The organism is Maribacter aquimarinus, from assembly GCF_047345505.1.
In the GTDB taxonomy this organism is placed as follows: domain Bacteria; phylum Bacteroidota; class Bacteroidia; order Flavobacteriales; family Flavobacteriaceae; genus Maribacter.
Window position 1 is genome coordinate 281,240 of record NZ_JBLFEO010000002.1, and the last position, 20,520, is coordinate 301,759.

At 52.3% G+C, this 20,520-nt stretch carries 16 protein-coding genes; 4 read left to right on the forward strand and 12 right to left on the reverse strand.

Annotated features, from left to right (window positions below):
* The first annotated feature begins 15 nt into the window (after window positions 1-15).
* Entirely contained in the window at window positions 16-2,748 is a 2,733-nt protein-coding gene (locus tag ACKWCC_RS02635) for a PD-(D/E)XK nuclease family protein (protein WP_413994344.1), read from the forward strand.
* Between the two features lie 103 nt (window positions 2,749-2,851).
* Here the strand turns inward: ACKWCC_RS02635 and ACKWCC_RS02640 are convergent, their stop codons facing one another.
* The 12 genes from ACKWCC_RS02640 to ACKWCC_RS02695 form a co-directional block, all read right to left on the reverse strand.
* Complete coding sequence (locus ACKWCC_RS02640) at window positions 2,852-3,574, reverse strand: SDR family oxidoreductase (protein ID WP_413994345.1); 723 nt, start codon at window positions 3,572-3,574, stop codon at window positions 2,852-2,854.
* Between the two features lie 238 nt (window positions 3,575-3,812).
* Window positions 3,813-5,471, reverse strand: coding sequence for a SulP family inorganic anion transporter (locus tag ACKWCC_RS02645; RefSeq protein ID WP_413994346.1), 1,659 nt, complete (start codon window positions 5,469-5,471; stop codon window positions 3,813-3,815).
* Window positions 5,472-5,513: 42 nt separating this feature from the next.
* The gene (locus ACKWCC_RS02650; RefSeq protein ID WP_413994347.1) at window positions 5,514-6,200 is read right to left on the reverse strand and encodes a carbonic anhydrase family protein; all 687 of its coding nucleotides are present in this window, start codon (window positions 6,198-6,200) and stop codon (window positions 5,514-5,516) included.
* A gap of 732 nt (window positions 6,201-6,932) precedes the next feature.
* Entirely contained in the window at window positions 6,933-7,952 is a 1,020-nt protein-coding gene (gene pheS, locus ACKWCC_RS02655; RefSeq protein WP_413994348.1) for a phenylalanine--tRNA ligase subunit alpha, read from the reverse strand.
* 146 nt (window positions 7,953-8,098) lie between these two features.
* Entirely contained in the window at window positions 8,099-8,860 is a 762-nt protein-coding gene (locus ACKWCC_RS02660) for an SH3 domain-containing protein (protein WP_413994349.1), read from the reverse strand.
* Between the two features lies 1 nt (window position 8,861).
* Complete coding sequence (locus ACKWCC_RS02665; protein WP_413994350.1) at window positions 8,862-10,643, reverse strand: BatD family protein; 1,782 nt, start codon at window positions 10,641-10,643, stop codon at window positions 8,862-8,864.
* A 5-nt stretch (window positions 10,644-10,648) separates the two neighbouring features.
* Window positions 10,649-11,497 carry a tetratricopeptide repeat protein gene (locus tag ACKWCC_RS02670; protein WP_413994351.1) on the reverse strand — a complete coding sequence of 283 codons (849 nt, stop codon included), beginning with the start codon at window positions 11,495-11,497 and terminating at the stop codon, window positions 10,649-10,651.
* A gap of 1 nt (window position 11,498) precedes the next feature.
* Window positions 11,499-12,545 (reverse strand): VWA domain-containing protein, encoded by a 1,047-nt coding sequence (locus ACKWCC_RS02675; protein ID WP_413994352.1) that lies wholly within the window; start codon window positions 12,543-12,545, stop codon window positions 11,499-11,501.
* Between the two features lie 3 nt (window positions 12,546-12,548).
* Window positions 12,549-13,547: a vWA domain-containing protein gene (locus ACKWCC_RS02680; protein ID WP_413994353.1), complete on the reverse strand. Its 999-nt coding sequence runs from the start codon at window positions 13,545-13,547 to the stop codon at window positions 12,549-12,551.
* The gene (locus ACKWCC_RS02685) at window positions 13,548-15,176 is read right to left on the reverse strand and encodes a hypothetical protein (protein ID WP_413994374.1); all 1,629 of its coding nucleotides are present in this window, start codon (window positions 15,174-15,176) and stop codon (window positions 13,548-13,550) included. It abuts the gene before it with no gap.
* A 39-nt stretch (window positions 15,177-15,215) separates the two neighbouring features.
* On the reverse strand, window positions 15,216-16,082 hold the full coding sequence (locus tag ACKWCC_RS02690) for a DUF58 domain-containing protein (protein ID WP_413994375.1): 867 nt from the start codon (window positions 16,080-16,082) through the stop codon (window positions 15,216-15,218).
* 125 nt (window positions 16,083-16,207) lie between these two features.
* On the reverse strand, window positions 16,208-17,209 hold the full coding sequence (locus tag ACKWCC_RS02695; protein ID WP_413994354.1) for an AAA family ATPase: 1,002 nt from the start codon (window positions 17,207-17,209) through the stop codon (window positions 16,208-16,210).
* Between the two features lie 158 nt (window positions 17,210-17,367).
* On the opposite strand from ACKWCC_RS02695, the gene ACKWCC_RS02700 reads away from it, so the two are divergent.
* From ACKWCC_RS02700 to ACKWCC_RS02710, 3 genes are all read left to right on the forward strand, one after another.
* On the forward strand, window positions 17,368-18,243 hold the full coding sequence (locus ACKWCC_RS02700; protein WP_413994355.1) for an aldo/keto reductase: 876 nt from the start codon (window positions 17,368-17,370) through the stop codon (window positions 18,241-18,243).
* 375 nt (window positions 18,244-18,618) lie between these two features.
* On the forward strand, window positions 18,619-19,374 hold the full coding sequence (locus ACKWCC_RS02705; RefSeq protein WP_413994356.1) for an SDR family NAD(P)-dependent oxidoreductase: 756 nt from the start codon (window positions 18,619-18,621) through the stop codon (window positions 19,372-19,374).
* Window positions 19,371-20,507, forward strand: coding sequence for an ATP-binding protein (locus tag ACKWCC_RS02710; protein WP_413994357.1), 1,137 nt, complete (start codon window positions 19,371-19,373; stop codon window positions 20,505-20,507). The genes ACKWCC_RS02705 and ACKWCC_RS02710 overlap by 4 nt, the downstream gene beginning before the upstream one ends.
* The last annotated feature ends 13 nt before the right edge of the window (window positions 20,508-20,520 follow it).

Genomic DNA, 20,520 nt, shown 5'->3' on the forward strand with positions numbered 1-20,520 from the left:
TTTTTATTTTGGCGTATGCGTAGTTTTTTGGAAGAAGTAGTGGCCTCTGCAAAGGGCAAGTATGGCGACCTGGGCCAAGTGGTGTTCGTTTTGCCCAATAAGCGGGCAGGGAACTTCTTAAGGGCGGCACTGGGAAAGGCAAGCGAGGAGGTCCGTATGGCGCCGGAGATCTACAGTATTGAAGAATTTGTGGAGCAATTGTCTGGAATAGCCTACGCCCCACAAGATCAGCTTTTGTTCCTGCTCTATGAGTCCTATTTGAAGTTGGACCTCCCCAACAAGGATACCTTTGAGGCTTTCCTGAAATGGGCACCGACGCTGCTACAGGATTTCAATGAGGTGGACCGTCACTTGGTCAACGCCAAGGACATTTTTGGCAACCTGGCCGATGTGCAAGAGTTGAACCACTGGTCCCTGGCAGAGGAGAAGACCCAGTTGGTGCAAGATTATCTTAAGTTTTGGAACAGCCTATATCCGTTGTACCAGCGTTTTGCCAAAGACCTTTTGGCCAAGGGCCTGGGCAATCAGGGCATGGTCTATAGGCGGGCGGTGGATTCCCTGGCACCCTACCTGGAATTGGGCCGGCCCCACTGCTTTGTGGGGTTCAACGCGTTGAATGCCGCCGAAAGTCGTCTAATCCGTGCCCTATTGGAATCTTCCAATTCAACCATCTATTGGGACATTGACCCGTATTTCTTGGATGATCCGGTGCATGACGCGGGGTTTTTTATCAGAAGATATAGAGAGCAATGGAACACCCTCAAGGATGGGGGGCTAGAGGGGGTGCACCGGAGCTACTTGGCAAAGAAAGAGATACGGGTCTTTGGCGTTTCCCGCAGTGTGGCGCAGGCCAAGTATGTTGGCAAAATCTTGCAGGATGTGCATGATTCCGGGGCGGAAGCAGTGGAACGCACCGCTTTGGTGCTGGGAGACGAAAACCTGCTGCAACCCATAATGAACGCCATCCCACAGTCCATCCCCCACGCCAATATTACCATGGGGATGCCCTTGTCCAGTACGCCCCTGGCATCCTATTTCTTGGCGTTCCTGGAACTCCTTCGGGCCCATGGAGACAGGGGATGGTTCCACAAAGACCTGTTGGGGTTTCTGGAGCATCCCGGTGGTATGTTGGATCCTGAGGAACAAAACGGCCTGCAACGGCTCGCGGCCGCAATCAAGGAGGCCAATAGGAGCTATGTGGACAAAGCCTTTCTAACCGTTAAGACGCAGGGCCGTGCCTACATCGTGGAACGTTTAATGGAGGCCGACGGGGCCACCATATCCCAGGTCCTGACCCAACTGCAACTGCTCATAACCCATCTGCGGAAGCTATTGTCTGCCAAGGAAGACGCAATGGCCATGGAAGAACTGTACCGCATACAGACCGTGGTAAATCGGCTGGAAGCCACGGTGGAGCGTTTTCCTTTTGTAAAGGATATGGGCACCTTGGTACAGTTCTTCAAAGAGCTGTTGGCCGCGGACAGCCTGGACTATGAGGGTGAGCCCCTGCAGGGGCTACAGATCATGGGGATGCTGGAGAGCCGGAACCTGGATTTTGAAACCGTGATCATCACTTCGGTCAATGAAGGCATTCTGCCGGCGGGAAAAGTAACGAACTCCTTTGTTCCCCATGATTTGAAACTGCGCTACGGCCTGCCCACGTACAAGGAAAAGGACGCTGTTTATACCTATCATTTTTATCGCTTGCTGCAGCGCGCCAAAAAAGTGTACCTGCTCTATAATACCGAGCCGGATAGTTTGGAAGGTGGGGAACGCAGCCGCCTGATCACCCAACTGCTCACGGATCCCAAAAGAACGGATGTGCGGGAGGTGATCGTGGCGGCGAAGGTAGGTGCCGCACAGCCCAAGGTCAAGGAAATTCCAAAGACGCCGGCCCTTATGGAGCTGCTTCGGGAAAAGATGGCCAAAGGGCTGTCGCCCAGTGCTCTGGGCAACTATATTAGAGACCCCATGACCTTTTACAAACAAGATCTCTTGGGGATCGGGGAGATGGATCAAGTAGAGGAGACCATGGCCGCCAATACCTTTGGCACCATTGTGCATGACGCCTTGGAGACCCTTTATACGCCCATATTGGGAGACTACATTACCCCGGCCTTTCTAAAGGGGGCAAAACAGGACGTTCCCAAGGTGGTGAAGCGTAATTTTGACAAGACCTACGGAAACAGTGAGTTGGCAAGGGGGAAGAACTATCTTTCCTATCATGTCATACAGCAGTACATACAGCGGTTCTTGGATCAGGAAATGGAACATGTGGAACAGAACCGGGTAAAGTTGTTGGGCCTGGAACTGAACCTGCGAATGGCCTTGCCCAAGCCGCTTCTGGGCCAAGAGGTGTTCCTTCACGGAAAATTGGACCGGGTAGAGCAGTGCAATGGGGAAATGAGGATCATTGATTACAAGACCGGTAGGGTAAATGCCTCGGATGTTTCGGTCTTCCTTTGGGAAGATATCTGGAGGGAGGACAGGCACAAGACCGCGTTTCAATTGTTGTGCTATGCGCTGATGTTTTCCCAAGGACGGGACGCATTGCCCATGCGGGCAGGGATCGTCTCCTTTAAAAATCTCGCGGCCGGCACCATGTTCTTTGCCAAAAAAGCCTCTGCCAGGGCACGGGAAAAAGACCCCAGCATCACCAAAGATACCTTAGATGCTTTCCTGGAGATGCTCTACGCGCTTCTTTATGAGATGACGGACACGGACATCCCCTTCAAGGAAAAGAAGTAATGAACGCGTTCCAAGGGCCCAAGATGTTCCGGGGACTTGCCGGCCGGAGCTAGCATCTTCCTGGGCAAGGGATGCACCACGTGCCCCAAGCGCTGGGTTGGACTCAATTTTTCTTTTTGAGGTCGGGTCTCGTGGGCCGTACCTCCACTTTACTGGGCAAGGTCCTGGGGTGCATGCGCAAGAGGTCCACGACCAGAGTGCCAATGTCCTCGGGCTGTATTTTCCAAGCATCTTTTTCCCCGGGGTCATTGTTGTTGAAATGGGTGGCCACCGAGCCCGGCATGATCGTGCTCACCTTAATGCCAAATTGCCTAAGGTCCAGCATCACGGCCTGCGTAAAGCCCACCACACCAAATTTGGAGGCATTGTAGCCTGCGCCCGAAGCAAAGAAATTGGTTCCGGCCAAACTGGCCAGGGTCATATAGTATCCCTCCGTTTTCTTTAGATGGGGCACGGCCGCCTTCAGGGTGTGGAAAGCGCCGGTAAGGTTGGTGTTTATCATTTGCGTCCAATGTTCCAGGGAAAGTTCGTCCACCGGGGCAAAGTGCCCCACCCCGGCATTGGCCAACACCACGTCCAATTGGCCCCAGGCGGACACGATGTCCTTTATGGCGTTTTCCTCGTCATCCGCTTTGGCCACATCAGACACCAGGGTAAGGACGCGTTTGTCCTGGTTGAGCTCTGCTTTGGCCGCTGCCAGTCGCTCTTCGCTCCTGCCGCCTATGGCCACCCGCATTTCCTGGTTGAGCAGGGCTTTGGCCACTCCCAGTCCAATGCCTTTGGATCCGCCCGTGATATAGGCCACTTTGTTTTTTAAGGTTGTCATCTCTATTTTTTTTCAAGCTAACCAATGGGCAATCGGCCACAAAATATGGGATGTTATATTTTTTTTAAAATTGAGGTGTCCTGGATGGGGCAGGGGCCATCGATCCGGACACCCTCAAAGCAAAACGGCATCCTTGCCCTTAACGATTTTGGGACCAAAAAAAAACGGAGCGTTGGCTACGGCGCTCCGCTTTTGGTCGGTGAAACAACGAACTTGTGTTCCGTGTTTTGGCGGTGTTCTAGGGCTGTTCCAATTCATTTTCCATCCATTCAAAACTGTCTTCCATGGATGCAAAGACCTGATGTTCCGGAACCAGGTTGGGAATGATGTCTATGGAGCGCAACAAGTCCCTGGGCTGTTCTTGGAGCCCCGTGAAGACTACTTTTACCCCTTTTAGGTTCAGGTTCAGAATGGCGTTTTCCAGGGCATAGATCCCGGATTGATCCACGTAGGGAACCCGGTCCATCCGGATCACCAGTACCCTGATGCCATCCTCAATGGCCTTGATCTGTTCCTGGAAATGGGAGGTAAAACCAAAGAAAAGGGGCCCGTAGAGATGCTTTATAAAAATTTGGTGCTTAAACCGCTCATGAAACTCCTTTTCGTCCGGCCATGGTTTTTCTCCCCCAAAACCGGCCAAGGTGCCCACTTGCATGCCTTTCTCCCCAATGTCACTGGCGCGCTTCATGAACAACAGGGCGGCCAAGGTAACGCCAATGCCCACGGCTTGTATGAGACTGCCAAAAGTGGTCCACAGCAACACCAAGATCAGCACCACAGCGTCTGCCTTGGGCACCTTGTTCAGGTGTTTTAGACCTTTGGTGTCCACGATCTTGAATCCTATGGGAATAAGGATTCCCGCCAAGACCGCCAGGGGAATGTAGGCGGCCAGGGAACTGAGTCCCAAAAGGATGGCCAACAAAAAGGCACCGTGCAATGCCCCAGAGAGCCTGGTGCGCCCTCCGGAATTGATGTTCACCACCGTGCCTTTGGTGGCGCCGGCGCCCGGGATGCCCCCAATGAGGGCGGCTGCCATATTGCCAATGCCCTGCCCAATGAGCTCGCGGTTGCTGTTGTGCTTGGTCTTGGTCATGTTGTCGGCAATGACGGAGGTCAACAGCGAATCTATGGAACCCAATACCGCGAGCACCATACCGTATTCCAAGATCATGAAGTAGTTGCTGGCATCCACGTTAAAAAGTCCCTCGAGTTGCAGGGAAGGGAGTCCGGACGGTATTTCGCCTATTATGGGAACGTCCCATTGGATGAAGTAGGCGAACAAGGATACGGCAATAAGGGCCACCAAGGCGCTGGGAACGGCTTTTGTAATTTTTGGGAAAAGGTAGTAAATGAGCACCGTGAGGACCCCCAAGGCCAAGGCCTGCCAATTGAAATCGCTGAAGAGCCGAGGCAGATCGGCCATTACCTTTAAGGTGGATTTGGCCGAATCCAGCCCCACAAAGGGAAAAATCTGAAGGATCACAATGATCAGGCCCACCCCGCTCATAAAACCAGAAATGACCGGATAGGGAAAATACTTGATGTACCCCGCAATGTTGATCAGACCAAAAACAATCTGAAGGGCGCCGCCCAAGAGGAAGCTGAGCAAGATAATGCCCATGGCGTCCTGTAGGCTCCCCGCTGTTTCAATGGCGCTGGCCACCAAGGCGGCCGAGACCACGGTCATGGGGCCGGTGGGCCCACTGGCCTGGGTGGCGGTACCCCCAAAAATGGCGGCCAAGATGCCCACGGCAATGGCCCCGTAGAGGCCCGCAATGGCGCCAAGGCCAGATTGTACACCAAAAGCAAGGGCCAAGGGAAGGGCCACGACCCCGGCCACCAGGCCGCCGGTTATGTCCCCTTTTAAGAACTGGGTGTCATACAAAGATTTAAGCATGGCTGTAACTAAATGGGTTGGTTAAAAAAGCGCTGTACGGGACTAGAGAAAATCGACCACTCCGGTGTCCATGTCGTACACGCCGCCAATGATCTTAATTTCCCCTTTTTCCTCCATTTCCTTTAGAATGGGGCTTTTTTCACGTATTTGTTCCATGGTGTGCAGTACGTTGTTCACACAGACCAAGTGTACATAGTCGGGATTGTCCGCTGTCTTGTCCCCATCAAAATCCGTGGCCTTTACCACTGGGGTGATCTTGGTGAGCATTGCGGTGATATTGCCCAGTTTCACATCGCCAATGGCGGCCTTTACGGCCCCACAGTGCTCGTGGCCCAAAACAAGGATGACCTTGCTCCCGGATACCTTGCACCCAAATTCCATACTGCCCAAGATGTCCTCGTTCACAAAATTCCCGGCCACACGGGCCACGAACATATCCCCTATCCCTTTATCAAAAACATCTTCCACCGGTACCCGGCTGTCCACACAGGAGAGCACCACGGCCTTGGGGAACTGCCCGTGGGTGGCCTTGCGTATTTGTTGGGTATGGTCACGGGCGGTGAGGTCGTTGGAGACAAACCGGCGGTTGCCTTCCTTGAGGCTGGCTATGACCTCATCTGGGGTCAGTGCCGCTTGCTGTTCGGCGTTTAAAATATCTTCCACAAGGGGCTTTACGGTAACGGACTCATTGTTATCGCCCTTTAGAACGACTTCTTTAATGGTTTTCATAGAAATGTGTTTAATTAATTGGCCCTAAAAATAAACACTATGGCGCGGTTTGCCATCTATGGCCGGGCGGTAGGATGTTATTTTTATCTTAAAGTTTGGCTTTCAATAACGAACGCAATACTATGACTATTGAAATTTAAACTATTCATTCCCGTTCCCAAAGGCAAAGCAGCCGATGAATGGGTTCTTTTTTAAAAAGGGGTCAGAACGTTTCGCCTTCAAGCGAATAGGAGCGATTTTTGGACCGTTTCAAGGCTTTTCTGGGTTGCATGGCCCCCAAGCACCTGGGCTTCGGAAGGAATAAGATGCCACCAAGACTGTTGGCAACGGAAATGGTATTGGCCAGAGGTAGGACCCTAAGACCTAAAACTAAAAACATGTCCCATTACAAACACCACTAAAGTAAATCTCTATGATTCATGGAACATAAAATCCTAGGTCTTCCAATCCTAGATGCTATTGTAAACACAGCGTTTTTACCCACAAACATCATGGTGGGAAAAATGAAAAGTATCGGTTTTAGGATATGGCCTAAGGGATCGATGGCTACATTCCCATTTGGAGCGCCACCTCCATTGTGTTCGGGGCGGGCAGTTGAAGTGATCATAAAAGCTAGGGCAATGGGTCTTTTCCCTTACGCTTAGGGGACACCAAGACCAACACTTCCATTTTTTGCCCTGTACTCAGCGCATTGGCCTAAAAGAGGGCCTATCTAATCTCAAGGACAGCATACTACAGCACCCCCTTGAACTGCTCCAGGAAGCGCAGATCATTTTCGCTGAGCAGCCGTATGTCTCCAATTTGGTAAAGGAGTAGCGCAATGCGGTCTATGCCCATGCCAAAGGCAAAACCGGAATATTGCTCGGCATCTATTCCGCAATTGGTGAGCACGTTGGGATCGACCATGCCACATCCCATGATCTCCAACCAGCCCGTGCCCTTGGTCATCTTGTAATCCGTTTCGGTCTCCAGTCCCCAATAGACATCGACCTCGGCGCTGGGCTCGGTAAAGGGGAAGTAGGAGGGCCTTAGCCGTATTTTGCTCTTCCCGAACATTTCCTTGGTAAAGTATTGTAGGGTCTGCTTCAGGTCCGCAAAGGAAACATCCTTGTCCACGTAGAGCCCTTCCACCTGGTGGAAGAAGCAGTGCGATCGTGCCGAGATGGCCTCGTTTCTATATACCCTCCCCGGGGAAATGGTTCGGATGGGAGGTTGGTTGTTCTCCATATAGCGCACCTGCACGGAAGAGGTGTGGGTACGCAGGAGGATGTCCGGATCGGTCTGTACAAAGAACGTGTCCTGCATGTCCCTGGCCGGATGGTACTCGGGCAGGTTCAGTGCGGTGAAGTTATGCCAATCGTCTTCAATTTCCGGGCCTTCGGACACATTGAAACCTATACGCGAAAAGATGTCGATGATCTGTTTCTTCACAATGGAAATGGGATGCCTTGCCCCCAAGGCCACAGGGTTTCCGGGACGGGTCAGGTCCCCGTATTTGCCGCTCTCCTCCAAGGGGTTCTCAAGGCTGGCTGTCAGCTGGGCCACTTTATCGGTGGCGGCAGATTTAAGCTGGTTTATGGTCTGGCCAAATTCTTTTTTCTGCTCGTTGGGAACGTTCTTGAATTCTGCGAAAAGCTGGTTCAAGATGCCTTTTTTTCCCAGATAGGCGATGCGAAAGGTCTCAACGGCTTCTTTGGTCTCTGCCGAAAAGGCTTCCACCTTGGCAATATGTTCTTTGATGGTATCGATCATGGAAATGGTCAATGAGTTGCAAAATTAAGATTTTAAACCAAGTTAGGGGGAGAAAAGAAAAATAAAAAAAGGGATGCGTTTCGCTGTGGCCATCGGTCTCCAAAACAACGATGATGCTAGGCCAATGTGCGGTTCCCCGGCCGTTCTCAGAAATCTTTCAGTGCCTTCACGGAGGCCGATGGCAGCCAGCCCGTCTTCCCGTCCGTGAGCTTGATCCGCTTCCAATCGTTCAGGGTTTCCAAGAGGTTCACCTTGGTGCCCTCGTGCAGCTGGAAGATGACCGTACCGTTCTCATTGGGCTCCGATCGCACGTCTATTTCCTCGGCAAAAACAATGGCCGGTTGTTTGGCCATAAAGGCATTGTGTTCCAGATAGGCAAATGCCAGTGATGCCACGGCAAGGAATAGGGCAATGAGGCTGGCAATAAAGGCCTTTCGCTTGCGCGAGGAGTACTGGGAGTAGCCAAACAGGATAAAGAGCAGGGCAAAGAGCGCCATGAAAACAATGCCGCCCACCGCCCATTGATCAAAGGTGAAAAGCCCCGTGATTTTCTTGTAAAATCTGGACCAACCGGTTTCCGGAAGCGTGTCTATGGCGTCCAGGGTCATGTTCTGGGCAAAGGCCAGGTTGTTTTTTATTTCGGCATCGTCGGGACTTAACAACAGGGCTTTTTCGTAGTAGTAGATGCTGGAGGCAATATGGTTTTGCTTGTAGTGCGCATTGCCCAGGTTATAGTAAAGGGCCGCGGAATGTTGTCCGCTCTCCAAAATCTCCATGTAATGTGAAACGGCCTCTTGGTAATCACCGTTGTTGTATGCCTCGGTGGCCTGGTTGAAGCGCTCGCTGTTCTGGGAAAACAGGTTCCCTGACAATGACAAAAACAACAAAAGGATGGGTAGCTGTCTCATGTTACAGTTGTTTGTCCATTATGGAGATGACGTCACTGGCCATGTCATAGTCCTGTTGCATCTGTACCTGAGAAAAGGGGCTGTAGCGGGCGGCCTCACAATTTTTGAGCAAATCGATGAAATCCGAGCGCACGGAAGCCTCCACGTTGCGGTCCTCCAAAAGGGTGGCGATCTTGTCCTTGCTAAATTCCGAGGTCTCTATCTTCAACTTGGCCTTTAGGTAATTGTGCAGGGCTTTTTCCAGGGCAATGTAAAAGGCCTCTTTTTGGCCCAGCAGCTTGCGGGCCTTGGACAGGTATTTCCGTGACAATCTGTTCGCCTTCCTGATTTTGTTGCCCACCACATCACTGGCGATCTCCTCCCTTTTTCTGCGGAACAGAATAAAGAGTGGGATGCTCACCAATGGGGCCAGCAGACAAAGGTAGAAGGCGGTGGAACCAAAGAAATAGGTGCTTTCCTTGGGCACGAGGCCGGGCTGCAATTTTAAGAAGTTGAACTGGCTGCCGGTGGCCACCACATTTTGTTTGTTGTTCCCCGTGCCAGCGGGCAGCGTGCTGGGGGTGCCACCGCTCACAGGGCCTTCCACCACGTCAATGACCACCTCATCTGAGGTAAGGGTGAAGTATTGTTCTTTTTTTGGGTCGAAATAACTGAATTCCAAGGGTTTAATGGGGTATTTTCCCTTAAAGGCGGGCACCACCGTGTAGTTGTTGCTGATCTCGCCGCGCATACCGCCCAGATTGGTTCGCACCGCCTCGCTGAATTCCGGCTCATAGACCTCCAGCGCACTGGGCAGTTCGGGTTCGGGAAGCTTAAAGAGTTTTAGGTTTCCGTTTCCGGTGACCGATACAATGGCCTGTAAACTTTCCGAGGCGTTAAGGCTGGTCTTGCTGGTGGTCAGGGAAAAATCGAATTCCCCCACGGCCCCATTGAAGCTGGCGGGCCTGTTGGCCGTTGGCAGGGGCTTAACATTGATGCTGCGCGCCCCGGCGGCCACGCGCTTGTTGGTCTGGGTATAGACCCTGCTCCCAAAGAAATCGCGTTTGTTGGTGGGCACGTCCACGGTGACCTCCAAGGTATAGGGTTCTATGTCCAGTTTGCCCGATTTTTGGGGGTAGAGCACCACCCGCTTCAAGGTCACGTACCGGTAGGGTTTGCCCTTATAGGTGCCATTTTGGGCATTGAGGGTGTTCACTTTAATGTCCTGGCTCCAAAAGTTGTTGTAGGTGGGGTTGTCCAATGGCTGGAAGTTGGACACACTGATCTGCGGACTCACGTACAACTTGTACACCACGCTCACCGCTTCGTTCAGGTAGGGGTTGGTCTTGGAAACCTCGGCCACCAGATGCAGGTTTTCGTCGGCGACATCATCTGCCGTCATCGCTTCGCCCGGACGGTCCACGGCGGCGGTGACCACCACCTCTTTTTCCAATGATTTATAGGTTTCCCCATCAATGACAATGCTGGCCTGTCCTATTTTAAAGGTGCCCCTTGCCTTGGGGGTTAGCGTGTAGGAATACGTTTTGGAATAGCTGCGCACCCCGTTGATCCAAGAACGACTTATGGACTGCGAGGGTCCCATAAGCACCTTGAAGCCCTCAAAATTGGGTGGGGAAAAATTGTCGCCGTCCTTGTTCATGGTAAAATCTACCTGTAAGCGTTCGTTCAGGCCCAACTTGGGCTTGCTCAGCTTTACCTCAAAGGTAACACCATTGGCATCCTGTGCCCTGGCCACTAGGGACAGGCACATGAGAAGCAGCCATATGATGTTTTGTTTCGCCATTTTGATCACCAATCTTTTTCCGTTTTTACACGGGTGCCCTTTGCTTTTTTGGCATCTATCTTTTCCTTTACTTTCTTTTCTGCGTTCTGCATGGCCCGCAGCAAGTTTTCCACTTGTTCCTTGGAGAGCTGGTTGGGTCGGGGCTGTTGTTGGTTCTGGCCTTCGCCCTCTTCGGGTTTTTTGTTCTGCTCCTTCTGTTGGTTGCCATCGCCTTCCTTGTTCTCGTCCTCTTGCTGGTCTTTCTGGTCTCCTTCGTTGCCCTTGTCCTTTTGGTCGTTCTCACCCTGATCGCCCTCGTCTCCCTGATCCTTCTGGTCTTGGTTCTCCTCCTTTTGATCGTCCTGGTCCTGATTCTCCTTGTTGTCCTCGTTTTGGTCCTGGTTTTGTTGGTCCTTCTCCAGAAGCTCCTTGGCCAAGGCCAGGTTGTAACGGGTCTCCTCGTCCTTGGGGTTGTTTCTAAGGGCCTCTTTGTAGGCCTCTACGGCCTTGGCGTAATCTTTTCGCTGCATGAACACATTCCCCATATTGTGGTAGGCCTTGTGCTTCCCCTCTTTTGAGGCGGCCACTTCCCCGGCCTGTTTAAACCTGCCAAAGGCTTCGCTGTAGCTTTCCCGTTGGTAGTAGGCCGTGCCCAAGTTAAAGGGCGCGGCCGCGTTTTCCGGACTTTTGGCAATGGCTTTGCGGTAGGCCACTTCACCCGTGATGAAATTGTCCTCGGAAATGTTCTTGTTGCCCTCCCAGGTGAGGTTGGTGGAGGCTTCCAGTGCCTTCTCCCTCATCTTGGGGTCCTCTTCTTGTGCATGCCCGGCCAAGACAGCAAAAAGAACGGCGATTAGGCGGCACACTGTTTTCATATTAATCTATTTGCTTTTCGTTGAAAAGGTTCAACTTTTTGAGCCATTTGGTCTTTCGGTCCAAGATAAAAATTTCCAAAAAGAGCAGCAAGAAGGCGCCCCCCAAAAACCATTGGAACTGGTCTTGGAACTCGGCAAACTGTTTGGCCTCAAATTCTTTCTTGTCCATTTGCAAGAGTTCTTCCTTGATGGTCTCCACGGCAAGGTCCGTGTTGCTGCCGTCCAGGTAGCGTCCATTGCCCTCACTGGCAATTTCCGTGAGGATTTCTTCGTTCAATCTGGTGATCACCACTTCCCCGGCACTGTCTTTTTTAAGGCTCTCCACGATGCCGTTGCGCTTTAGGGGAATGGGCGCCCCTTTGGCCTGTCCCACCCCTATGGTATAGACCATGATGCCCTGTTCAACCGCATCTTCAACTGCGGCCAGCGTGGCGTCTTCGGAATGGTCTTCCCCGTCCGAAATGATGAAGAGCACCCTATTGGTCTGCTCTTGATCGTCATAATAGGTGGCGGCCAGTTCTATGGCGGCGTCTATGGCCGTTCCCTGGGAAGTGAGCATATCGGTGTTCATGGCCTGCAAGAACATCTTCGCGGCACCGTAGTCCGTGGTAATGGGCAGTTGCGGAAAGGCCTGCCCGGCATAGGCTATGATGCCCACGCGGTCACTGGCCAATTGGTTGATGATTTCGGAAACCAGCCTTTTGGCCTTTTCCAAGCGGTTGGGGGCTATGTCCTCTGCCAACATGCTCTTGGAGACGTCCACGGCAAAGACAATGTCCACCCCCTCACGGGTAACCGTCTCCAGCTTGGTACCGATCTTGGGGTTCACCAGGCCCACCACCAAAAGGGCCAGTGCCAAGAGGAAGACCAACATTTTTAGTCCGGCCTTGTACCGGGAACGGTTGGGGGCCAATCTTTTTAGCAGCTCCGCATCGGCGAATTTTTTCCGGGTGCGGTTCTTCCAGAAGAGGTTCCAGACAAAGAGCAGCAGGATCGCCGGAATCACCAGCAGCAGATAGAAATATATTTTCTCGTCCAATTGTACCATAGGTCACACAAAGCTTCTGAACAGGGTGTTTCTCAAAATCCATTCCAAGATGAGCAGGGCTCCGGCCAAAAGGATCCAGGGCCGGAACCGCTCTTCATAACGGTAATATTTAAATTCCTCTATTTCGGTCTTTTCCAGTTTGTTGATCTCCTCATAGATGGCCTCCAGGCTCTCGTTGTCCGTGGCCCTGAAATAGGCGCCGCCGGTGAGGTCTGCAATGTCCTTTAACAAGGCCTCGTCTATTTCCACTTCCCGCATCCCGTACCTAAAGGAACCGTCTGCATTGTAGCTAACGGGGGTAAGCGCATTTCCATTGGTGCCCAGGCCAATGGTATAGGTCTTTATGCCAAATTCTATGGCCAGGTTGGCTGCTGTCTGGGGCTCAATGAACCCGGAATTGTTCACCCCGTCCGTGAGCAGAATGATGATCTTGCTCTTCGCCTGGCTTTCCTTTAAACGGTTCACCGAGGTGGCCAGGCCCATGCCTATGGCGGTGCCGTCTTCCAATTGGCCGTAGGTAATTTCCCGGAGGGCGTTGAGCACAATGGACTTGTCCGTGGTAATGGGGGTTTTGGTGTAGCCCTCCCCTGCGTAGGCCACCAGGCCAATACGGTCATTGGGCCGTTGGCGAATGAAATCGGCCGCCACTTCTTTGAGGGCCACGAGCCGGTTGGGCTTTAGATCTCTTGCCAACATGCTGGAAGATACGTCTATGGCCATGACGATATCGATTCCCTTGGTGGTCTTGGTGCGGGTGCTTATGTCCTCTGTCTGGGGCCTGGCCAAGGCCACAATGATGGCACCCAGGGCCAAGAGGCGCAATAGAAAGAGGCCGGGCTTCAACTTGGGGAGCCACCCTCCTTCGCCAAAGCCCCCAAGGTTGGATACCTTTACATCTGCACGCATCTCCGTTCGCTTCAGGAAATACCATAGCAGGGCCAGCGGCAGTGCCAGGAACAGCCAGAAGAACTCAGGTTGTGCAAAGGTTACGTTGTCCAACATTTATAAATCTGTTTTTACCTCCAGGGTGTCCAGGATCCGATCCACCATTTCTTGCGCATAGGCATCGTCATCCTTCCATGTAAGTACCGTGTATTGCTGGAACCCCGGCCCGCCGAACAGCAAAATGGCATATGCTGCCCTAACGCCCTCATCCGTGTTGGGCGCGCTGAATTTTCCACTGCCAAAAACCTTTACTCCCGTTACCCCGCTCACGGTGTTGAATTCTTCTTGTTTGGTGATGATGTTCTTGGCGCCTTGGGCCTCAAACCCCTGCAAAATTTGCTCTACGGTCTGCTCCATTTCCGGCTCTGCCTGTTGGGCCAAGGTAACGGAATGTGCGCTTATGGTGAACAGCTCCTTTGGGTTTTGGTAGGCAAAGACCTGCACATCGCTCACCTGGGCTTTGGACTGCGGGGACAAGGGGGTCTCCTGTCTTACCAATACTTGTGGCGTTTCCAATATTATGGGCGGATACCCGTAGGCGCTACGGATCCATTCTCCCTCCAGCAATTCCTTGGTGGGATGGCCAAAAACACTGTCCTTGAGGTAGGTGAAGCCAAAGCGGAATCCAAAGATCAGGGCCGCCACGACCACGGCGCCCACCACCGAGGACAGGCCTATGATGAGCCGTTTTTTCTGTTTCTGGCGGGCCAGCTCCTCTTGGTATTCGGCTTGTTCCAACAAATCTTCTTCCGTGGGTTCGGGCAGGGCGTCATGGGTCTTTTGCACCAAGAGCTCCACCGTTTTTCGGTCCTGTTCCGCCACGGAGGTGGGCGGTTTGGATTTGGCGAACTTCACCAGGTCTGCGGTCTGCAAGATGTTCCTGAACTGGGCAATGGTGTCCGGTTCCAGCTTCAGTGTCCCCGAGTCTTTTAAGAGTTCCAGTTTTTCAATGAGCTGGTCGGTGGTGCTCTCCATGGCGGGCACGTGGGCATCCTCTTCCAGATAGGCCCTTACAATGTCCGTGAGTTCGGAATAATAGGCCTTGTACTCATCCTGTATCAGGTACTTGCTGTTCTCCAGTCGTTTCAGCTCCAACAGGGCCCGGTCGTACGGGGGCAACAATGCCTCCTCTTCCGCTGCGGTCAGTGGCTTTTTCCGGACAAAGAACCAGTAATAGCCTCCGGCCAAGAGGCCCAGGGCAAGAAGTGCCGCGAGAACGTACTTCCATAGCTGCGGGTAACTTTTGTCCACATTGATGAGCGGTTTTATATCGTACATTTTTTGGGCAAGGGTATCTACCGGTACGGTGGCCACGGCAATCATCATAGAGTCCGTGAAATAGCCCACGCCGTTGATCTCAATGCGCTGGGCGGGCAGTTTGTAGGCTCCGGAATCAAATTGGGTAAGGGCATAGATCTTTTGGAGGGTAAGGCGGTCCTTTTTTCGGGTGGTGTCGGTGGCAAAGGCCTCCACGGTCTCCAGGGGCGAAAACGTCTGTCCTTCGGGGAAAAAGACCTGTGCGGCGGTGTCCACCTCCACCGTTACCTTCCACTGGACCTGTTCGCCAATGCGGATGCTGGTGGTATCTACCGTTGCGCTCACGGAGGGCGCCGTTTGGCCCTTTAGGGACCATACGGAGAGGCACAGCAGGCACCCGTAAAGAAGTCCTGCCAGAATTGGGGGCATGGCAAGGGAAGCGGGCCGTATGTTTCCGGTGCGGTTCATCTATCCTCGTCGCTTAAAAAATGCCAATAATTTTTTCACATAGCTTTCATCCACCCGGCAATCCAAGGTGCCGCAGCCAGATTTGGTAAAGGTTTCCTTGAAATAGGCCACCTGCTCCAAATGGTGGGCGGCATAGGCCCGTCTCACACGTTTGGAACTGGTGTCCACCGCCTTGGTGGCTCCGCTTTCCGGATCGGTAAGGTGCACCACCCCCAGGTTGGGAATGGTGGTCTCCCGCTCATCATAGATGCGGATCCCGGTAACGTCATGCTTGTTGCCCATGATCTTGAGGGTGCGCTCATATCCTTGATCCATAAAATCTGACAGGACAAAGACAATGGCCCTTTTCTTGATGATGTTGGATAAAAATTTAAGGGCTTCTGAGATGTTGGTCCTATGGCTTTTGGGGCTAAACTCCAAGAGCTCCCTGATAATGCGCAATACGTGGCTCTTTCCCTTTTTGGGAGGGATAAAGAGCTCCACTTGGTCCGAGAAGAGGATCAGCCCCACCTTGTCATTGTTTTGGAGGGCACTGAAGGCCAATGTGGCCGATATTTCGGTAACGATCTCGTTCTTGAACTGGTTTCGGGTGCCAAAGAAACCGGAACCACTGATGTCTGCCACCAGCATCATGGTAAGCTCCCGTTCTTCCTCAAAAACCTTGATGTAGGGCTCATTGTAGCGGGCCGTTACGTTCCAATCAATGCTACGGACATCGTCCCCAAACTGGTACTGCCGCACCTCGCTGAAGGTCATGCCCCGGCCCTTGAACGTGGAGTGGTACTCCCCGCCAAAGATGTGATCGGACAAGCGCCTGGTCTTGATCTCGATCTTCCGTACTTTTTTAAGCAATGCCTTGGTATCCATAAGCCGCTTTGCCCGCTGGGGCATGGGTTTTAACCGGGGATTAAAATGGGTTGATGATCACGAACATGAGAGCAACATTACTGGGTGCACTGGTTCTTTTCAATGAACTGGCAGGGGTTGCTGTATCAGGGTACTTCGATCTCGTTCACGATCTTGTTGATGATGTCTTCCGAAGTAATGTTCTCCGCCTCGGCCTCATAGGTGATGCCAATACGGTGCCTGAGCACATCGTGTACCACGGCGCGCACATCTTCGGGCACCACATAGCCCCGTCTCTTGATGAAGGCAAAGCACTTGGCCGCACTGGCCAGGTTGATGCTTCCCCTGGGCGAGGCCCCAAAACTGACCAGGGGCTTCAAGTCTTCAAGGTTGTACTTTTCCGGATACCTGGTGGCAAAGATGATGTCCAGGATGTACTTTTCTATTTTTTCGTCCATATAGACCTCCCGCACCGCCTTTTGAGCGCTCAAGATTTGTTTTAGCGACACCACGGCATTGACGTTCTCATAACTTCCGGTGAGGTTTTGGCGCATGATCAACTGCTCTTCGGTCATTTTGGGATAATCGATCACGGTCTTGAGCATAAAACGGTCCACCTGGGCTTCGGGCAAGGGATAGGTGCCTTCCTGCTCCACGGGGTTCTGTGTGGCCATTACCAAAAAGGGCTTGTCCAGGACAAAGGTCTCATCCCCTATGGTCACCTGCTTTTCCTGCATGGCCTCCAAAAGGGCGGACTGTACCTTGGCCGGGGCCCGATTGATCTCATCCGCAAGGACAAAATTGGCAAAAATGGGGCCTTTTTTAATGGAAAAATCATTCTCCTTCATATTGAAGATCAGGGTGCCCACCACATCTGCGGGAAGCAGATCAGGGGTAAACTGCACCCGGCTGAAACTTCCTTTCACCGCTTTCGCCAAAGTGTTTATGGCCAAGGTCTTTGCCAGGCCGGGAACCCCCTCCAATAAGATGTGCCCTTGGCCCAAGAGGCCAATGAGAAGCCTTTCCACCATGTGGCGCTGCCCAACGATGACCTTGTTCATCTCCATCATCAAAAGGTCTATAAAAGCACTTTCCTGGGCTATTTTCTCATTTACGGCACTAATGTCCACCGTGGTATTTTCTTCCATATATTATGTTGATTTCTTGAGCGTTGTACACCGCAATTTTAAGGGTAGTGCAAATTGAAAATTAAATGCCTGAGTACCTGTTAACGATTGGTTAAAAATAGCGAAACCCCCTTGTTTTTATGAACTTGTTAAGGGATTTATTTTTAATTTCAGCCCTTATGAAAAATGGGAAACCGTATTCTCGGATCATAGCGGGCACCATGACCTGGGGCCGGTGGGGACAAAGGTGGAAGACTCCCCAAATGAGCGCTTACATGGAATACGCCCTGGAACTTGGCATCCGCACTTTTGACCATGCCGACATTTATGGGGATTATACCACCGAGGAAGAATTTGGCAGGGCCCTTGCCGATACAAAAATAGCCCGTGAAGACATACAGCTGATCAGCAAATGTGGCATACAGCTCAAGGGCACGGACCGGCAAAATCCACTGAAGCACTATGATCATGGGGAGGACTATATTGCTGCCTCGGTGGAAAGGAGCCTGAACAAATTGCAGACCTCCTACCTGGACCTGCTCCTATTGCACCGTCCCAGTCCCTTGATGCGGCCCGAAGCCGTGGCCAGCGCCGTGGTGAAGCTGATGGCCCAGGGAAAGGTGAGGGCCTTTGGGGTCAGTAATTTCACGCCGTCCCAAATAGCCCTGTTGGAAACCCAGTTGTCCGTGGGCGCGCATCAGTTGCAGTACGCCCTGACCCACACCGAGGCCATGTACAACGGGGTTTTGGATGATGGCATGATGCACCAAAGAACCACTATGGCCTGGGGTCCGCTGGGCCATTATTTTAGGGACGGGGAACAAGAAAAGGGGCCTTTGAAGTCCGTAATGGCCCAATTGGCCACCAAATACGGCGCTACCGAAGACCAGTTGCTCCTGGCCTGGGTCATGCACCACCCGGCACACCTACATCCCGTAGTGGGCACCACGAACAGGGAACGGCTTAAAAGGGCACAAGGGGCAGTGGAGCTGGAGTTGCAGCCCGTGGATTGGTTCTTGATGTTGCAGGCGGCCACGGGAAAGGAAGTACCTTAGGCCCAGATGGGGTGTTGGGCCATAACAATGAGGGGGCAGCCCCATTAAAATGAAAACTTTTGTGAATTGGGCATGGCCAGGGCCATGGGGCACAAGTGGGCGCAAAGATGGGTTTTTGAAGTGATTTGCGGCCGTTATGAACAACTGAAGATGCTACCACGCATGTTGTGGAAACGAAAGGGTAGTGGCCAGATTTGGGACCCTGGGACGTAGGGTCAAAAATATGTCCGGTTACAAACACCCATGAGGTGAGGGGGCCATAACTTATGGAACCACAAAGCTAAAATCCTACGTCTTCTGGTCTCAAATCAAATTGTGAATTAAGGGTTTTTACCCATAAAAAAATAGTGGAACCCAACTTAAACCAAGCAAAGCATGAAGAAAACAGCATTGATCACCGGGGCCAGTAGTGGCATAGGAAGGGCCACGGCCCAAGAACTGTCAAGACGGGGGTTTGCCTTGGTGCTCTGTGGCCGAAGACAGGACCGTTTGGCAGCCCTTGCGAATGATCTGGACCAAGGCACACCAGTGCACCTCCTTAATTTTGATGTACGGGACAGGGCCGCCGTTGCCCGTGCCATAAGCGGTTTGCCCAAGGCCTTTGCCACGGTGGACGTCCTGGTGAACAACGCCGGAAACGCCCATGGAATGGACGAGATCCACCAAGGGGACCTGGATGATTGGGACGCCATGATCGATATCAATGTAAAGGGGCTGCTCTACGTTTCCAAGGCCATAGTGCCACAGATGGTGGCCCGGAAAAAGGGCCACATCATCAACATTGGCTCCACTGCCGGCAAGGAGGTGTACCCCAAGGGCAACGTGTACTGCGCCAGCAAGCATGCCGTGGATGCCATTAACCAAGGAATGCGGTTGGACCTGCACGCCCACGGCATCCGGGTGGGCGCGGTAAACCCCGGTCTGGTGCAGACGGAGTTCAGCGAGGTGCGCTTTAAGGGAGATGGGCAAAGGGCAGCCTCCGTGTATCAGGGATATACGCCCCTGACGCCCGAAGATGTTGCCGAAATCATTGGTTTTGTGGTCTCCAGGCCCCAACATGTGAACATTGCCGATCTGGTGGTGATGCCCACGGCACAGGCCAGCAGCACCCTCATATACAAAAAGCCATGATCAATAAGCGCCTGCTGATCAAAAATCTGTTGGCTCACAATGATGAGAACAGTTTCTACGACAAAAAGCGCTATGTGGACATTGGCGAAAAGGAGGGAAAGGCCAAGTTTCTAAAACATGTCTGTGCCCTGGCAAACAGCAACCCCAAGAACAACTCTTTCATAGTCATTGGCGTGGAAGATGAGGACAATGAGGTCATTGGCGTGGATTTCTTTGATGACAGCAAGATCCAAAACCTGGTCAACGCCTATTTGCACAACCCACCTTTAATAAGCTACGAGAACATACCCTTTCCCCATCTGCCCCAGGACAAGGTGGTGGGCCTGGTGACCATACGCTCTACCGGCAAGGTATGTTCCTTAAGAAAGAACATCTGGAAATATTACGGCGGCAGTGTTTTCTTCAGGGAGGGCAGCATCAGTTTGCCAAAGGCTTTTGATGTGGAGCTCAAGGACTTGAACTCCAAACTGGTGGCCACCATAGAAAAGCATGCCCAAAACAACATAGAGCTCACCCTGGACGGTGTCATGGATTTTGTGACCAAGCGGCACAGGGACCTGGAGTCCCATTACAAGGTCTTTAAGGAACAGTTTGTGGTCTGCTGGGCAGGACTGCGAAAAGAAGTGGACCATAAAGTGTATTATTCCAGGGTGGACATTGAGCTGATCAACGAACAGGTGAAATTGTTCTACTCCAACCTGGACGAGGTTACCATTGGTTTTGACAAGGACAGCTTTACCACTGTGGAATACGTGCAGCTGGGCCTGGGGGACCAACAGCAGTATTACCCCCTGGAAGAGGTGACCATCTCCTTTAACAACAATGGCACCTATGGCATGGAGAGCGACCTGGTCTTTTCCCCACCTCAATATAACAAAAAGACCCTGCACCATATTTTCAATGCCAACGAACACCTGCTCACCAAATTGGAGAAAGGCACGCGATTGAGCAAAAGGGAAAAGGAAGACCTTGCTTTGTTGCCGGACACCTTTTTGATCTGTTTTTTGAACGGGTTTGCGGAAGCCAAGTCCAGGATGGAGCTGGGAAGCCGTTTGTTGAAGCCACTTTATCCAGAGGTGCACTCTTCCATGAAGGAGGCCCTTCGCATTATCCGAAAGGTGAAATACAATTAAGGGAACGCCGGGC

What these genes read in the sequence shown, in the direction of transcription:
- ACKWCC_RS02685 (WP_413994374.1), bottom strand. Translation starts at nt 15,176, where the DNA reads ATGCCCCCAATTCTGGCAGGACTTCTTTACGGGTGCCTGCTGTGCCTC.
- ACKWCC_RS02675 (WP_413994352.1), bottom strand. Translation starts at nt 12,545, where the DNA reads ATGGTACAATTGGACGAGAAAATATATTTCTATCTGCTGCTGGTGATT.
- ACKWCC_RS02705 (WP_413994356.1), top strand. Translation starts at nt 18,619, where the DNA reads ATGAAGAAAACAGCATTGATCACCGGGGCCAGTAGTGGCATAGGAAGG.
- ACKWCC_RS02695 (WP_413994354.1), bottom strand. Translation starts at nt 17,209, where the DNA reads ATGGAAGAAAATACCACGGTGGACATTAGTGCCGTAAATGAGAAAATA.
- ACKWCC_RS02660 (WP_413994349.1), bottom strand. Translation starts at nt 8,860, where the DNA reads ATGAGACAGCTACCCATCCTTTTGTTGTTTTTGTCATTGTCAGGGAAC.
- ACKWCC_RS02635 (WP_413994344.1), top strand. Translation starts at nt 16, where the DNA reads ATGCGTAGTTTTTTGGAAGAAGTAGTGGCCTCTGCAAAGGGCAAGTAT.
- ACKWCC_RS02710 (WP_413994357.1), top strand. Translation starts at nt 19,371, where the DNA reads ATGATCAATAAGCGCCTGCTGATCAAAAATCTGTTGGCTCACAATGAT.
- ACKWCC_RS02640 (WP_413994345.1), bottom strand. Translation starts at nt 3,574, where the DNA reads ATGACAACCTTAAAAAACAAAGTGGCCTATATCACGGGCGGATCCAAA.
- ACKWCC_RS02680 (WP_413994353.1), bottom strand. Translation starts at nt 13,547, where the DNA reads ATGTTGGACAACGTAACCTTTGCACAACCTGAGTTCTTCTGGCTGTTC.
- ACKWCC_RS02690 (WP_413994375.1), bottom strand. Translation starts at nt 16,082, where the DNA reads ATGGATACCAAGGCATTGCTTAAAAAAGTACGGAAGATCGAGATCAAG.
- ACKWCC_RS02645 (WP_413994346.1), bottom strand. Translation starts at nt 5,471, where the DNA reads ATGCTTAAATCTTTGTATGACACCCAGTTCTTAAAAGGGGACATAACC.
- ACKWCC_RS02650 (WP_413994347.1), bottom strand. Translation starts at nt 6,200, where the DNA reads ATGAAAACCATTAAAGAAGTCGTTCTAAAGGGCGATAACAATGAGTCC.
- ACKWCC_RS02670 (WP_413994351.1), bottom strand. Translation starts at nt 11,497, where the DNA reads ATGAAAACAGTGTGCCGCCTAATCGCCGTTCTTTTTGCTGTCTTGGCC.
- pheS (WP_413994348.1), bottom strand. Translation starts at nt 7,952, where the DNA reads ATGATCGATACCATCAAAGAACATATTGCCAAGGTGGAAGCCTTTTCG.
- ACKWCC_RS02665 (WP_413994350.1), bottom strand. Translation starts at nt 10,643, where the DNA reads ATGGCGAAACAAAACATCATATGGCTGCTTCTCATGTGCCTGTCCCTA.
- ACKWCC_RS02700 (WP_413994355.1), top strand. Translation starts at nt 17,368, where the DNA reads ATGAAAAATGGGAAACCGTATTCTCGGATCATAGCGGGCACCATGACC.